The organism is Streptomyces hawaiiensis (assembly GCF_004803895.1).
GTDB classification, from domain to species: Bacteria; Actinomycetota; Actinomycetes; order Streptomycetales; family Streptomycetaceae; genus Streptomyces; species Streptomyces hawaiiensis.
In genome coordinates, this window is sequence record NZ_CP021978.1 from 8,459,351 (window position 1) to 8,473,956 (window position 14,606).

11 protein-coding genes and 1 pseudogene are annotated in these 14,606 nt (G+C 71.0%); 5 read left to right on the forward strand and 7 right to left on the reverse strand.

Annotation, left to right across the window (positions count from 1 at the left end):
• Window positions 1-174 precede the first annotated feature (174 nt).
• Complete coding sequence (locus tag CEB94_RS38375) at window positions 175-1,206, reverse strand: saccharopine dehydrogenase family protein (RefSeq protein WP_175436532.1); 1,032 nt, start codon at window positions 1,204-1,206, stop codon at window positions 175-177.
• Between the two features lie 102 nt (window positions 1,207-1,308).
• Here CEB94_RS38375 and CEB94_RS38380 point away from each other — a divergent pair, with 102 nt between their 5' ends.
• Window positions 1,309-2,253 (forward strand): helix-turn-helix domain-containing protein, encoded by a 945-nt coding sequence (locus CEB94_RS38380; RefSeq protein WP_175436533.1) that lies wholly within the window; start codon window positions 1,309-1,311, stop codon window positions 2,251-2,253.
• Window positions 2,254-2,265: 12 nt separating this feature from the next.
• On the opposite strand, the gene CEB94_RS38385 is transcribed toward CEB94_RS38380, so the two are convergent.
• The gene (locus CEB94_RS38385; RefSeq protein WP_175436534.1) at window positions 2,266-2,862 is read right to left on the reverse strand and encodes a maltokinase N-terminal cap-like domain-containing protein; all 597 of its coding nucleotides are present in this window, start codon (window positions 2,860-2,862) and stop codon (window positions 2,266-2,268) included.
• Window positions 2,863-2,994: 132 nt separating this feature from the next.
• On the opposite strand from CEB94_RS38385, the gene CEB94_RS38390 reads away from it, so the two are divergent.
• Window positions 2,995-3,615: a dihydrofolate reductase family protein gene (locus CEB94_RS38390; RefSeq protein WP_175436535.1), complete on the forward strand. Its 621-nt coding sequence runs from the start codon at window positions 2,995-2,997 to the stop codon at window positions 3,613-3,615.
• Here CEB94_RS38390 and CEB94_RS38395 read toward each other — a convergent pair.
• Genes CEB94_RS38395 through CEB94_RS38405 form a run of 3 tightly spaced genes read right to left on the reverse strand, consistent with a single transcriptional unit; the run spans window position 3,597 to window position 5,970 of the window.
• Entirely contained in the window at window positions 3,597-3,869 is a 273-nt protein-coding gene (locus CEB94_RS38395; protein ID WP_175436536.1) for a hypothetical protein, read from the reverse strand. The two genes, CEB94_RS38390 and CEB94_RS38395, sit on opposite strands and share 19 nt — an antisense overlap.
• Window positions 3,866-4,414, reverse strand: coding sequence for a SigE family RNA polymerase sigma factor (locus CEB94_RS38400; protein ID WP_175437347.1), 549 nt, complete (start codon window positions 4,412-4,414; stop codon window positions 3,866-3,868). The genes CEB94_RS38395 and CEB94_RS38400 overlap by 4 nt, the downstream gene beginning before the upstream one ends.
• 14 nt (window positions 4,415-4,428) lie before the next feature.
• Window positions 4,429-5,970: a sodium:solute symporter family protein gene (locus CEB94_RS38405; RefSeq protein ID WP_175436537.1), complete on the reverse strand. Its 1,542-nt coding sequence runs from the start codon at window positions 5,968-5,970 to the stop codon at window positions 4,429-4,431.
• Window positions 5,971-6,198: 228 nt separating this feature from the next.
• Between CEB94_RS38405 and CEB94_RS38410 the strand changes: the two genes are divergently transcribed.
• Both CEB94_RS38410 and CEB94_RS38415 read left to right on the forward strand, forming a co-directional pair.
• Window positions 6,199-8,352, forward strand: a complete 2,154-nt coding sequence (locus tag CEB94_RS38410; RefSeq protein ID WP_175436538.1) for a carbon starvation CstA family protein — start codon at window positions 6,199-6,201, stop codon at window positions 8,350-8,352.
• Window positions 8,349-8,537, forward strand: coding sequence for a CstA-like transporter-associated (seleno)protein (locus CEB94_RS38415; protein ID WP_175436539.1), 189 nt, complete (start codon window positions 8,349-8,351; stop codon window positions 8,535-8,537). Before CEB94_RS38410 ends, CEB94_RS38415 begins: the two co-directional genes overlap by 4 nt.
• A gap of 105 nt (window positions 8,538-8,642) precedes the next feature.
• Here CEB94_RS38415 and CEB94_RS38420 read toward each other — a convergent pair whose 3' ends face one another.
• Both CEB94_RS38420 and CEB94_RS38425 read right to left on the reverse strand, forming a co-directional pair.
• Complete coding sequence (locus tag CEB94_RS38420) at window positions 8,643-9,287, reverse strand: acetoacetate decarboxylase family protein (protein ID WP_175436540.1); 645 nt, start codon at window positions 9,285-9,287, stop codon at window positions 8,643-8,645.
• Between the two features lie 298 nt (window positions 9,288-9,585).
• A pseudogene (locus tag CEB94_RS38425) lies at window positions 9,586-11,468 on the reverse strand (ATP-binding cassette domain-containing protein).
• A gap of 2,058 nt (window positions 11,469-13,526) precedes the next feature.
• Here CEB94_RS38425 and CEB94_RS38430 point away from each other — a divergent pair.
• Complete coding sequence (locus tag CEB94_RS38430) at window positions 13,527-14,531, forward strand: ABC transporter substrate-binding protein (protein WP_175436541.1); 1,005 nt, start codon at window positions 13,527-13,529, stop codon at window positions 14,529-14,531.
• Window positions 14,532-14,606: the final 75 nt, after the last annotated feature.

Consider the following 14,606-nt stretch of genomic DNA (forward strand, 5'->3'; position numbering starts at 1 on the left):
GGCAGGCGGCCCCGCGTCACCTCGGCCGAAAGGCCACGGTTCCGGTCCCACGGGCGGGCGGGCGGGCGGGCGGGCGGGCCGGCCGGCCTCAGCCGATCGGCCATTCTCATGCCTCAGCCGCCACGGAGCGATCTCCCTCAACGAGGTGGAGCAGGCGTCCGCCAGTCGCCGGCCCTACCGAAGCAGCTCCACGGAGAGGTGCGAGGACAGCGCGCGGAGGAAGTCGGCCGCGTCGAAGATCTCGCCGGCGGAGGCGACGCCGACCGTCCGTGTCCGCCCGGTGACGATGCGGTGCACTGCCTCCACCGCGAGGGGCGCCGTGACGGCGTAGATGTCCTGCCCCCTCGCCGCGGCGCGCCGCTCGGTGCCGCCGCAGCGCACGACCACGTCGACGAGGAAGGTCTGGGCGGACCGTCCCTGGTCGTCGACCGCGGCCGGCGCCGGTGTGCCGGGGGCCGACACGTCCCGGGCCGCCTCGGCTGTCATGTAGGTGCGCACGTCGGGAACGGACAGGTGGCTGGGGATGGTGACGACGTCCGCCATTGTGAACTCCCCGATGACCGCCCGGGGGCCCAACGGCTCGGGGAAGGGCCACTGGAGGGTCGTCGCGTCGTCGTGGCGGTAGTCCAGCCGACCGTTGCGGAACACGACGCGCGCGCCGCCCCGCCGCTGCCGGGAGACGGCGCCCGCCGCCCGTGTCCCTTCCGTGGGCTGCCAACCGTTCAGCGCGTACGCGACGTGCGCCTCGTCGGCCGTGGTCCAGTCGCCCATCGCTGCGGTGGCCAACAGATCACCGAGTCCGCCGAAAAAGGCCATCGCCGGGACGATGACCGCTCCCGTGGTGCGGGCGCGGTCCGCGAAGTGCGCGAACGTGTCGGCGTTCGCCTCGATCTCGGCTGCCACATCGACGTACGGGATGCCGGTGCGCAGGGCCGCCTCGATCACGGGAGCGGCCGTCGTCGCGAACGGCCCGGCACAGTTGACCACCGCCGCCGCCCCGTCCAGCGCGCGGTCGAGCGAGTTCGCATCGTCGACCGAGGCCGGCCGGACCTCAAGCCCGGGGTACGACGCCGCCAGCGCCTTCAGCTTGACCTCGTCACGGCCGGAGAGAACCGGGACGAACCCCCGACCCCGCAGCTCCGCCACCACGAACCGGCCGGTGTGCCCGTACGCGCCGAACACCGTCACCGTCTGACCCGGTCCCATGAGCTCTCCCCTGTGCTCGAATGATCCAACTGAGCCCATCCTGACGGCGGTTGGCACCTGATCGTGAGTGTCCGGAACGACACGCCCCATACAATTACGGACATGAATACTGTCGCGCTGGCCGCCACCGACGGGATGCTGCACTTCGAACTGTCCCTGGCGCACGAGGTGTTCGCCGCCGCCCCGGCCGGGGTGACAGGCCCCTGGTACGACCTCACCGTCTGCGGACCGGCCGCCGTGCACATCGGCCGGTTCCGGCTGGAGCCCGACGCCGGGCTCGACCGGCTCCGGCAGGCCGGCACGGTGATCGTCCCCGGCTGGGCCGACATCGACGAGGACCCGCCCGCCGGCCTGGTCGACGCCGTGCGCGAGGCCCACGAGGCCGGCGCTCGCGTGGTCTCCCTGTGCACGGGCGCGTTCGTCCTGGCCGCGGCAGGGCTTCTCGACGGACGGCGCGCCACCACGCACTGGGCGCACACCGAGGCTCTGGCCGCCCGTCATCCCCGCGTGGAGGTCGATCCGGACGTGCTCTACGTGGACAACGGCAGCGTGCTCACCTCCGCCGGCAAGGCCGCCGCGCTGGACCTGTGCCTGCACCTCGTCCGCCTCGACCGGGGCTCGTCGGTCGCCAACGCCGTCGCCCGCCGCCTGGTCGTACCACCGCACCGGGCGGGCGGACAGGCCCAGTTCGTCACCGCTCCGGTGCCCGACCAGGACGATCACTCGCTCGCCGCCCTGTTCCCCTGGATCATCGAACGGCTCGACCGGCCGCTGACCGTGGAGGACCTGGCCCGCCGGGCGGGGATGAGCTCCCGGCACCTGGGCCGAACCTTCAGAGCGGTGACCGGTACGACTCCTCTGCAGTGGCTGCTGACCCAGCGGATCCGGCACGCCCAGGAACTGCTGGAGAAGACCGACGACAGTGTCGACACCATCGCGACGGCCACCGGCATGGGGACCGCCACGACGCTGCGCCGCCACTTCAACCGCACGGTCGGCGTGCCCCCGGACGCTTACCGCAGGACGTTCCGCTCGCGGACGCGCTGATCCCGCGGGAAGCTACGCCCGACTGTCGCTGCCGCTGTGCACAACGGCGAACGCTCCCCGGGCACCGTCCGGGGCGGGCCGCAGGGCCCGGTGCAGGCGGAGGGTCGTGCCCTGCGGCGTGGTCAGTGCGGTGCCGTCCTGGTCGTCGGTGACGGTGAAGTCCGTGGAGAGGGCGCCCGCACCGGTGCAGGAGGCGATGACCTCGCGAGCGGGGGCATCGCTGATGTTCTGGTCCTGGGCCTGCGCCCGCCCTTCGATCAGGGCCACCAACTGGTCGACCAGCACGGCGTCATGGCAGCCGTCATAGGCCCAGCGCCGCCCCAGCACACCGTGCTCCATCGTGCCGACGAGGGCGTGCTCCGCCCCTTCGAGCGGGGCACCGCGATAGGTGAGAGGCACCAGGTACGTGGTTGGCTGAGGGCCGGAGGCGTCGGTGACCACGATGAACTCGATCCCCACCTCGCCTCGCGGATCGTCGAGCCGGAAGCCGCCGGCCTTCGCCGGCTCCGGCCCGGCCGCGCCACCGCGGTACCACGGCCGGGAGGGCAGCCAGGACGCGAGCAGTTCCAGCTTGCTCGGCTCCAGGGTGGTGTCGTGGATGACGGCCATGCTGAAGATTCCCTTCCGTTGCGTCCGCGCGGGCGATCACCCTTTCGCATCCGCGCGTGGTCGGCGGAGCTCTCGGGGCAGGGGGTCGTGCGCGTAGTTTCGGATACCGAACGCCACGAGGAGGAGAGGGCGATGACCACACCGGCGGGCAGAGTGATCTGCGACATCACGATCTCGGCCGACGGGTACGCGGCCGGACTGAACCAGACCGAGGAACGCCCGTTCGGAGACGACGGCGGCGACGGATCGGGCGGCCTGCTGCACGCCTGGATGTTCGACACACCCGACGAGAACCGGGCCGAGATCGACCGGCTGAACACGGCCGGTGCGTTCATCATGGGGCGCAACATGTTCGGCCCCGTGCGGGGCGAGTGGGATCGGCGGTGGAACGGCTGGTGGGGCGGCGATCCGCCGTTCCACGCGCCGGTGTTCGTGCTCACCCACCACCCCCGTGAGCCGCAGTCGATGGACGGCGGCACCACGTACCACTTCGTCACCGACGGCATCACGTCGGCCCTGGCACAGGCGTGCGCGGCGGCCGGCGACGGCGATGTCACCGTCCTCGGCGGCGCGACCACCATCAACCAGTACCTCGCCGCCGGCCTGATCGACGAGCTGCGGCTGCACATCGTGCCGCTCACGCTCGGCGCCGGCACGCGGCTGTTCGAGGGCGTCCCGCCGCTGAAACTGGAGCAGGTGACGTCGCGGCCGGCGAGCCGGGTCACGCACGTCACCTACCACGTGCTGCCCTGAGGGCTCGACAGGCCCGAGAAGATCACTCCCGGATGTGACGGCGCCTCGTTCAGCACCCACAGACCGATCAGCGTGGCCAGCGTGAACACGACGGTGATGAGCACCGCGAGGACAAGCCGGCGACGGCGTTCGCGGCGCAGCCACTCGCCGCGTGCCGTGCGATAGGCGTCCGGCGCGGCCCGCACCCCGCCGGCCAGGGCGGCCAGGGCCTCGGTCAGCTCCCGCTCCGTGCGGTCCGGGTCGGTGTGGTTCATCGCCGGGCCTCCATCACCTGGGTCAGCGCGGCGAGACCGCGTGCGGTGTGCGTCTTCACCGAACCGGAGGAGATGCCCATCGCGGCCGCGATCTCGCCCTCCTTCAGTCCGAGCCAGTGCCGCAGCACGAGCGCCTCGCGCTGCCGGGCCGGCAGTTGCTGCAGCGCGTCGATCAAAACGCGCTGGTCGTCACGGAGCAGCGCCGCGCTCTCCGCGGAGACGACGGTCTCCTCGGGCGGGTTCTCCACGTGCTTGCGGGCGACCTGGAGGTGCCGGATCCGCATTCGGGTCAGATTGCACACCGTGGAGCGCAGATACGCCTCCGCCGCCTCGGTGTCCCTCAGACGCCGCCACTTCCGGTAGATCTGGTAGTACGCCTCGGCCACCACGTTCTCCGGGTCGTCCGCGCCCAGCAGCACGGCCAGGCGCAGCATCGACGCGTAGTGCAGCTCGAAGAGCCCCGCCAGTCCGGCCTCGCGCTCCAGCTCCGCCGGGTCGGCCGGCGCGGGCGTCAGCGCCTCGACGCCGGGCTCCGGCACCGGTATGGGGTGTCTGTGTCTCACTGCTGGTTCGCTCCCGTCTCCGGACGCCGCCTGACGGTCAGGCGGGACGGCAGGTCGGTCAGGTCGGCGCCGCGCGGGACACCGAGACGTTCGAGTACGGCGGTGCCGGCCACCGCGACGATCAGGTTGAGCAGCAGAGCGGCGAGACCGGCGTAGATCTCCAGCGGCCCGGAACCGAGGCCCACGATGGACGAGAACCCTCCGCGGACGACCAGGTACGTCCCGGCCGCCATGCCCGCGCCCCACCCGGCGAGCAGCGCCCGCGGATGCAGCCGCCCGGTGAACAGACCGACGGCGACGGCCGGGAAGATCTGCAGGATCCAGACCCCGCCGAGCAGCTGGAGGTTGATCGCGTCCTGGTCGCGCAGCCCGAAGACGAACGCGACCGCCCCCGCCTTCGCGATGAGCGAGACGGCCTTGGCGATGCGGACCTGCCGCTTGGGCGTGGCCGTCGGATGCACGTACTCGACGTACACGTTGCGGACGAAGCTGGTGGCGGCCGCGATCGACATCACCGCCGCCGGGACCAGCGCCCCGACGGTGATCGCGCCGAACACCAGCCCGGCCAGCGGGCCCGGCATCAGCCGGTCGACCAGCATCGGCACGGCGGCCTCGGCCCCGCCCTCGGGCGCCCGCACCCCGGCGGCGAGCGCCGCGAAGCCGAGGACGCCGAAGAGCGCGAGCAGTCCAGTCCAGGCGGGCAGCGCCACCGACACCTTGCGCAGGGTGCGCGGTCCGTCGGCGGCGAACCCCGCCGTCAGCACGTGCGGGTACATCAGCAGGGCGAGCGCGGAGCCGAGCGCGAGGGTGGCGTAGGCGGGCTGCTGGGCCGGGGTCAGCAGCAGCGCGGAGCCGCCGAGCCGCCGGGCCGCTCCGTCGAAGACGGGGCCCGGCCCCCCGAGCCGCTCCAGGACCAGCCAGGTGACCGCGGTGAGCGACACGAAGACGGCCACCGCCTTCAGCGCCGAGATGACGGTGGGGGCCCGCAGCCCGTGCCGGTACGTGGCCACGGCGAGCCCCGCGAACAGCGCCACCATCACCAGGTCCCCGGCCGCACCGCGCGGATACACCCCGCCGGCCGTCAGCACGGCCCGTATGCCGAGCAGTTGGAGCGCCAGGTAGGGCATGGTCGCGAGGATCCCGGTCAGCGCGACGACCAGGGCGAGTGGCGGCGAGCCGTACCGGCCGCGGATGAAGTCGGCGGCGGTGATGTAGCCGTGCGCGCGGGCCACGGTCCACAGGCGGCCGAGCAGCACGAAGGCGAGGGGGCAGACGATCACCGTGTACGGCACGGCGAAGAAGGCGGCGGCGCCGTTGCCGTACGCCAGACCAGGAACGGCGGTGAAGGTGTACGCGGTGTAGATCGTGCCGCCCAGCAGGAACCAGGTCCACACCGGGCCCAGGCTGCGGTCGGCCAGTGCCCAGCCCTCCAGGGACGGCAGCCGGTCACTGGGCCGCAGGCGCCGCGCGGTGACGGCGAGCAGCGACGCGCCGCCGATCACGGCGAGGAACGTCGCGGTCATGGTGCCGTCGGCCATGGGTCACCGTCCTTGGTGTGCCTGATCCCTCACGGGGGAGTTGCGCGGCGGCCCCGATCGGAGGACACGGAACCGGCGGGAAATCTTCTGGACATTCGCTGTCAACCGGTTCCGGGGAGTGGGCAACTCTTGCACAGACCGACAGCGAGCGGGAGAGCCGTTCGTTTCGCTGATTCCCAGGCACCTCGTGTCACGGGGTGTCCCGCACCGCTCTGGTGAGGAGCCGCAATGCCTACGTCCGCCCTGCCCGAAACCGGACTGCCAGCGCCCGAAAAGTCGCGTAAATCACGTCGGTCCGCCCTGCTGTGGACCGCCGTCGCCCTGCTCGGCGCCGTCGCCTGGGGCGTCCTCGCGCTGGCCCGGGGTGAGCGGATCTCCGCGGTCTGGCTGGTGATCGCGGCGCTCGGGTCGTACGCCATCGCCTACCGCTTCTATGCCCGGTTCGTCGCCCGTCGGGTGCTCCAGCCGGACGACCGCCGGGCCACGCCCGCCGAACGCCTGGAGGACGGCGTCGACTTTCAGCCGACCGACCGCCGGGTGCTGCTCGGCCACCACTTCGCCGCGATCGCCGGCGCCGGGCCGCTGGTGGGGCCGGTGCTCGCCGCGCAGATGGGATATCTGCCGGGCACGCTGTGGATCGTGGCCGGGGTGATCTTCGCCGGGGCGGTGCAGGACATGGTGGTGCTGTTCCTGTCGATGCGCCGGGACGGCAAGTCGCTGGGGCAGATGGCCCGCGAGGAGATCGGCCGGGCGGGCGGGGTGGCCGCCCTGGTCGCGGTGTTCGCCATCATGATCATCCTGCTGGGTGTGCTCGCCCTGGTGGTCGTGAACGCTCTGGCCCACTCCCCGTGGGGCACCTTCTCCGTCGCGATGACCGTCCCCATCGCCCTCTTCATGGGCTTCTGGATGCACCGCATCCGTCCCGGCAGGGTCGTCGAGACCAGTCTGATCGGCGTGGCGCTGCTGCTCCTGGCGATCGTCGGCGGCGGCTGGGTGCAGAACTCCTCCCTGGCCGGCACGTTCACCCTCAGCCCCACCACCCTCGTCTTCTGCCTGATCGGCTACGGCTTCGTCGCCTCCGTCCTGCCGGTGTGGCTGCTGCTTGCCCCGCGCGACTACCTCTCCACCTTCATGAAGATCGGCACGATCACCCTGCTCGCGGTCGGCGTGATCGTGGCCGCGCCCGTACTCAGGGCGGACGCGGTGAGCGACTTCGCGACGTCGGGAGCGGGCCCGGTCTTCGCGGGGTCGTTGTTCCCCTTCCTCTTCATCACGATCGCCTGCGGCGCCCTGTCCGGCTTCCACGCCCTGGTCTCCTCCGGAACGACCCCGAAGCTGATCCAGAAGGAGTCCCAGGTCCGGCTGATCGGCTACGGCGCCATGCTGATGGAGTCGTTCGTCGCGATCATGGCGCTGATCGCCGCGGCGACCCTGGAGCCGGGCCTGTACTACGCGATGAACGCCCCGGCGGGTCTGCTCGGCCCGACGGCCGAATCCGCCTCCCACGCGGTGGCGGGCCTCGGCTTCACCATCACCCCCGACCAGCTCACCCAGGCCGCGAAGGCGGTCGAGGAGCACACCCTGATCGCCCGCACCGGCGGCGCCCCGACCCTGGCCGTCGGCATGTCGGAGATCTTCTCCGTAGTCTTCGGCGGGTCGGCCATGAAGGCCTTCTGGTACCACTTCGCGATCATGTTCGAGGCGCTGTTCATCCTGACCACGGTGGACGCCGGCACGCGCGTCGGCCGCTTCATGCTCCAGGACATGCTCGGCAACGTCTTCAAGCCGCTCGGCCGGGTCAACTGGAAGCCCGGCATCTGGCTGTGCAGCGGCCTGGTCGTCGCCGCCTGGGGCTACTTCCTCCACACCGGCGCCACCGACCCCCTCGGCGGAATCAACCAGCTCTTCCCGCTCTTCGGCATCGCCAACCAGCTGCTCGCCGCCATCGCCCTCGCCGTCTGCACCACCGTCCTCGTCAAGTCCGGGCGGCTGCGCTGGGCCTGGGTCACCGGCCTCCCCCTGGCCTGGGTCACCGCGATCACCTTCACCGCCGGCTGGCAGAAGATCTTCTCCGCCGACCCGAAGATCGGCTTCTTCGCCCAACGGGCCCACTACGCCGACGCCCTGGACGCCGGTCAGATCCTCGCCCCCGCCAAGACGACCGCCGACATGCACACGGTGGTCACCAACTCCACCGTCGACGGCGTCCTCATCGCCCTCTTCCTGCTCCTGGTCGCCGTGGTGATCGGCAACGCGGCGGTGGTCTGCGTGCGCGCGATACGGTCCGCGACGCCGCTGCCGACCACCGAGACCCCGTACGTCGAGTCCCGCATCGACGCACCCGGCCAGAGCGCCGAGCCACTGACCGGAGCCCGCTCGTGAGGATCCGGCGCTGGGTGCGGGCCGTGCGCTGGTATCTGCGCGAGCTGACCGGAGAGGCCGAGTACGACCGCCACTGCGAGCGGCACCGGCGCCACCACCCGCTGGCCCCGGTGCCGACCCGCCGCGAATACCAGGTGCTGCGCACCCGGCACCAGGAGGCCCGCACCCACAGCCGCTGCTGCTGAGCGACTCCCGCGATGCCGCCCCTCTTACGGGCGACTGCCAACGGATCGAAGGTGCGGCTCCGGACGCCCCTCGGCAACGCCACGCAAAGGTGGAGCGCCGGTGATCTAAACGGCTGAGCTGCCCACGATGCCGCGGAAGTCGCGCAGGGCGAGGGACAGCAGTGGTTGATGCCGGGCGAGGAAGGACAACGGAGCATCAGGCTCCGTCGTCACGCGGCTGCGGCCCAGGGCCGGTCGCCCGGTGATCCGCATGGGGACGCGGCACCCCGTACCGTCGGACAGCCGCTGGACCAGGTGGGCGCGGGCGGGCAGCCGGAAGGGCAGCCGCAGTACGTCGCGGTACGCGACGCGGACCGGCGGAGTGCCGGCCGTGGTCAGCTCGCCCCGGGTGCTGCGGCTGTCCGCGCGGAGCGTGATCGTGCCCAGCTCTTTCGGGATGCCCCACAGGGCGCGCCCCCCGGCCAGGGACTGTTCGTTGTCGACCCAGGCGGCCACGGCGCTGCCGGCGAGGCGGTGTCCGTGGCGTACGGCCAGGGCGATGAGGCATTCGCGGTAGGCGAGGACGCCGCCGGGCCGGTAGTCGACCCAGAAGGTGATCAGGGTGGCGCGGCGCCGCACGACCCAGGGGCGGACCCCGGACGGCAGCGGCCAGGACGGCAGTTCGTGCACGGGGACGCGCCACAGCGAGACGACCATGTCGCCGGTGAGGCGCCACGGTGAAGGAGGGAAGGGGACGGCTGGTCGTTCCACGGTGCGCTGACCGACTTCCTCGGCTCGGACGGGTACGGCCGATGGTCCCACTCGCGACGGCCCGGGCGGGCCCGCGGCACGCAGCCACGGACCCGGTGTAGGTAACCCCTCACCCATCTTGCGCCGTGGGCTCCTCCTGCCAGGACAACGTGACCACGCCGACCACGGCAGCGCCGGCGCGGGTGAACGGCAGCGCAGGTGGGGGAGCCGGGAAGAGACGCGGATTTGCTAATCCACTGCTAACGAAATGCCTTCATCGCCAACGCCGTCGCGGACCCTACACCCGGCCCGGTCCGGCTCAGCGGTCGTTGGCGAGTGCGACGAGTTCGGCGAACAGGCCGCCGGCGTTGACGAGGTCCTCGTACGTCCCTGTTCGACGACCCGGCCCTTGTCCATGACGAGGACGCGGTCGGCGAGGCGGGTGTTCTCCAGTTGGTGGGTGACGACGATCGTCATGCGTTCGACGGCGATCCTCTTGATCTCGAGGAAGACGGCGTGCTCGCCGCGGGCGTCCATCTGGGACGTCGGCTCGTCCAGGATCAGCAGCGGCGTCCGGCGGTACAGGGCGCGTCCGCACACCAGGCGCTGCCACTGCCCGCCGGAGAGTTCGGCGCCGCCCCACAACTCCTTGGCGAGCAGCGTGTCCAGTTGACGGGGCAGCTTCTCGATGGCCTCGCGCATTCCGACGGCGTCGACCACGTCCCACACGGGACCGTCGTCGAAGGTCTTCGGCTGCCCGAGGGTGATGTTCTCGCGGGCGCGCAGGGGCCAGCACGCGAAGTTCTGCGGTACGAGCGCGGTCCGCTTCCACACGGCGTCGGGGTCGGTGCGAGCGAGGTCCGTGCCGTCCCACAGCACGCGGCCCTTGTCGGCGAGCAGGATGCCGGTGATGAGCTTGGCCAGGGTGGACTTGCCCGAGCCGTTCTCGCCGACGACCGCCAGGATCTCGCCGCGGCGGAGCGTGAGCGACACGCCCGCGACGGCCGGTTCGTCCTTGCCCGGGTACTGGTACTCGACCTCCTCGAGGCGGATCTCGTCGACGCGTTCGGGGATGGTCAGCTCACCGCGACGCGGGGCGCGTTCGGCGGCCATGTCGAGGAAGGACCGCATGTCGGCCAGGTAGAGCGACGTGTGGAACATCGCGGCGCCGTGGATGACGAACTGGCTGAGCGCCGCGAGGGTGGTCTGCACGGCGACGACGGCGGTGGCGGCGACGGGCAGGGCGATCCGGCCGCCGGCGGCCAGCCAGGCGAGGGTGGCCCAGGTGCTCAGCAGGAAGACCCCGCCCAGGGCACTGGTGATCAGTGCGATGCGCAACAGGCGCGGGGCGGCGGTGAGGGTGCGCTGGTCGATGCGGTCGGACAGGGCCCGGTACCAGTAGATGAGATAGCCGGTCATGCCGTTGGCGCGGACCTCGTCGCCGAACCGGGAGTAGGTGGCCCACCAGCGCATCATGGAGCGCACATTGCGGTCGCCGACGTTGAGGTAGTGGGTCTCGTAGTCGACGCGGGCGGACAGGACGGCACCGGCGCCGGCCGGGAGGACGGCCAGGAGCAGCAGGGGCAGCATCAGCGGGTGCAGTGCCGTGATGACTCCGCTCGCGGCGGTCATGCGGATGAGGGCGGACATGAACCGCTGGGCGTCCTGGACCATCATCCGGGTGCGGGTGACACCGACTTCGGCGGCTTCCTGCCGGTCGGCGAAGCCGTCCTCGCCGTAGGCGGAGGTCTCCACCCGGCATACGGCGGCGACCAGGGCGATGTCGGCCTCGGTCGTCAGCAGCGGAGTGATCCGGCCGTCGGCGTAGGAGGACAGAGCGCTGCTGATCCGGCCGACGGCCGCCGCTGCCGTCACCGCGATCAGGGCGGGCAGCGCATGGTGCAGGCGTTCGGACACCGTGCCGCTGCCGAGGATGTGGGTCATGGCCTGCGCGGTGAACGCGAGGACGACGGCCGCCGCGATGCCGGTGAGGAGCTGGCAGGCGAGGAGCAGTACGACGCCGGCCCTGTCGACGCCCCACGCCATCCGCGCGGTGTGCCCGAGGACCGTCGGCAGGCGGCGGCACATCGCGGCGAAACTGGCGTCCGCCAGCGGGTTCTTGCCGTACTTCCCGCCGAACGTGAGGGTCGCGGGTGGGGGAGGGGGCGGAGTGTTCTCGTCAGTGGTCGAGGCGTCGGTCACCGTCACCTGGATTCCTCCTGGAGGTCCGTGCCGCGCCTGGACGGCGCGGCGGTGCACGGCCTAACGACGAGCCGCCCGAATCGAACGCGCTCGATTCCGGACGTGCTGGGACCCTTGCCGCACAAGGCATCGACCGGGGCGGCTCACTGCTGAGGCCGCATCCCGGGAACCCGGACCTGGCCGAATCGCGGATGCTCGAAACGCCTGTGGTGCATGGGGTTTCGGCGCCCTCGGAGTTCGCTGTTCGCGATGTCCCTCGTCACTCCGATCCAGGATCGGCGTGACGACGCGAGTGGGAGATAAGGTCACGTGCATGGAAAACGCACGTTCGACTGGGCCGACGGGCTTCAGGTAGCCCGCCAGGAGATGCCTGGCGGTTGCCGCGAACGGAGCCCCGTGACACGCACCGCCCACCACCTTCGCTCTTCACGCAGCCGGAGTACACGCGACTGCTCGTCAGGAAAGCCCTGGCGTTGCGTGGTTCTCCACGACCTCAGGTACAGCGCACGCAGCTTCACCGATGGATCACGGGAGTCCAGTAGGCCTCGACCTCGCCTGGTCCGCCGCACGGTGGACGTCTACTCATTCCCTCGACACCAGCGGGACCGCTCCGTCGCCCAGTGGTCCGCAGTGGAGGAACGCCGGGCGCGTCAGCGGCTACGAACCCAGGTGGGGACTCTCCTGAGGCTGGTGAACACCGCCGCCGGCGAACTCGCACTCGATGCGGCGGACACGGTGGACATACCGCCGGCACGCCATCGGCGCGGCTCGCTCTGGCTCGCATAGCGGCCTCACGGGCAACCGCCGCGACGGGCACTCGCGTCGAGCCCGTCGTGGGCGGCCACCGTTATGCCGTCCTGAAGTGCTGGCGCAGTGGTGGCGGACGACTCTGCGGGGCGTCGGCGAGGATGGCCAGCCTCGGTCTGCGCAGGGCCCCGCCGTTAGCGATCCCGTTTCGTGGGCGGTAGCAGCAAGAGGCAGGGCCGTACGGACCGTGGTGCTGCCGGATCTGTCGCCGTCATGACGGTGCCCTCATTTCGCGGCTCCCGACCCGGACCAGCTGGCGAGAAGGGCCGTTGCCGGACCGATCGTCCGAGATGTCGTACAGAGTTCGATGCTCTGTTCAGTGACCGAAAGTATGGCCATGCCAGCCGAGCGTCAATATCTCCTCCGAAAAAAAGGTGCTTCTGTGCCGGCAACCGGCGAGCCGTCCGGCATGCTCGCCGCCCGCGTTACCCAAACGTAATGGCCTGCTTCTCGTGCAACCTCTTGACCAGGGGGAACGGTAGGCGCTCACTATGACCTCCGCATCACTGACCACTTCATGGGGGGACGGCCGTGACTCACCCGGCGCACAGCGGTACCTCCCTGGCGGGGGGCCCGGAGCATCCTGGTCGTGCACGTCGGCTGCGCTGTCGAGCATGGCCGGAAGGTTCCGCTGGGCCGGGGAGTCGGCAGACTGAGCCGGCCCTGGCGGGCCACTCCGGACAGGGCGGGGGTCGAAACGCCTCCGCCGGCGAGGAGGGCTGGAGCATGCTGCCGGGCCACCGTCCGGTCGTGCTCCTTGTGACGCCCAGGAGTTCGGGATCTCCTCCGTTCCGGAGTCGGAGTTCTCCGAGCCTCCGCCGAGCACGGCCCGCCAGGACCCCTCCGCGGTGGCTGAACGGAGCCCCGCCCTGCTCTTGAGCCACCGAAAAAGAGCGGATGCCACGGGCCGTGACCCGACCGGGACACCTCCGGTCGTCTTCGAGCCCGCATGCATCGCCCGCGTCAGCCGGGGCGACGCCGGCGCCACGCCCACTCCGCCAGCCCGTCCCTAATCCCGCCCCGCCTGCCGATCCGGCCCACCGGCGCCGCGTACAGCGCCGCCTCCCCACCGCCGCGTCCGGCCACCCCTCAGCCCGACCCGACTACTCTCTGACAACCCGCTCATGTTCAATATTTCGAACGTTGACCGGTACTCAGAACGGCATTACCTCGACGGTTCTCGACGGAATGTCACAAGCCGCAGGCCCCCGAGTCCCATTCCCCGGACCGGCTCAACGAAGGAGATCAAGCATGCTCAACAGAAGGAACTTCCTCACCGCAGCGGTCGGTGTGGCGGCTGCGACGGGACTCGCGGCCTGCGCCAAGGAGGACGGCGGCTCGTCCGGCTCCTCCGGTGGCGGCAGCAAGGCGATCACCCTCGGCTTCTCCCAGGTCGGTTCGGAGAGCGGCTGGCGCTCCGCCAACAGCGACTCTGTGAAGTCGGCCGCCAAGGAGGCGGGTTACACCCTCAAGTTCTCCGACGCCCAGCAGAAGCAGGAGAACCAGATCTCCGCGATCCGCAACTACATCGCGCAGAAGGTCGACGTCATCGCCTTCTCGCCGGTGGTCGTCACCGGCTGGGACGCTGTGCTCAAGGAGGCCAAGGCCGCGAAGATCCCGGTGGTCCTCACCGACCGCTCCGTCGAGACCTCCGACGACTCCCTGTACGTGACCCTGGTGGGCTCCGACTTCACCGACGAGGGCCGCCGCGCCGCCAAGATCCTGGAGAAGGTCCTGGAGAAGGCCGGCCACAAGGGCCCCGTGAAGATCGCACAGCTGGAGGGCACCACCGGTGCCGCCCCCGCGATCGAGCGTGCCAAGGGCTTCAAGGAGGTCATGGACGCGGACCACGCGGACGACTGGAAGATCGTCGTCAGCCAGACCGGTGACTTCACCCGCGCCGGCGGCAAGCAGGTCATGGCGGCCTTCCTGCAGTCCAACCCGGACATCGACGTGCTCTTCGCGCACAACGACGACATGGGCATCGGTGCCATCCAGGCCATCGAGGCGGCCGGCAAGAAGCCCGGCAAGGACATCCTGATCGTCACGGTCGACGGCGTGAAGGACGGCTTCGTCGCCATGTCCGAGGGCAAGATCAACGCCATTGTCGAGTGCAACCCGCTGCTCGGCCCCCAGCTGATGGAGGTCGTGAAGAAGGTCAAGGACGGCGAGACGGTCGAGCGCTGGATCAAGACCAAGGAGAGCGACTTCATGCAGGACCAGGCCAAGGACGCGCTCCCCACCCGCAAGTACTGACCGACCGTCCCCACCGGCGGGGAGCCTCCGGCCGGCCGGCATCCACCGGCCGGGAGGCTCCCCGCGGACCTGGAC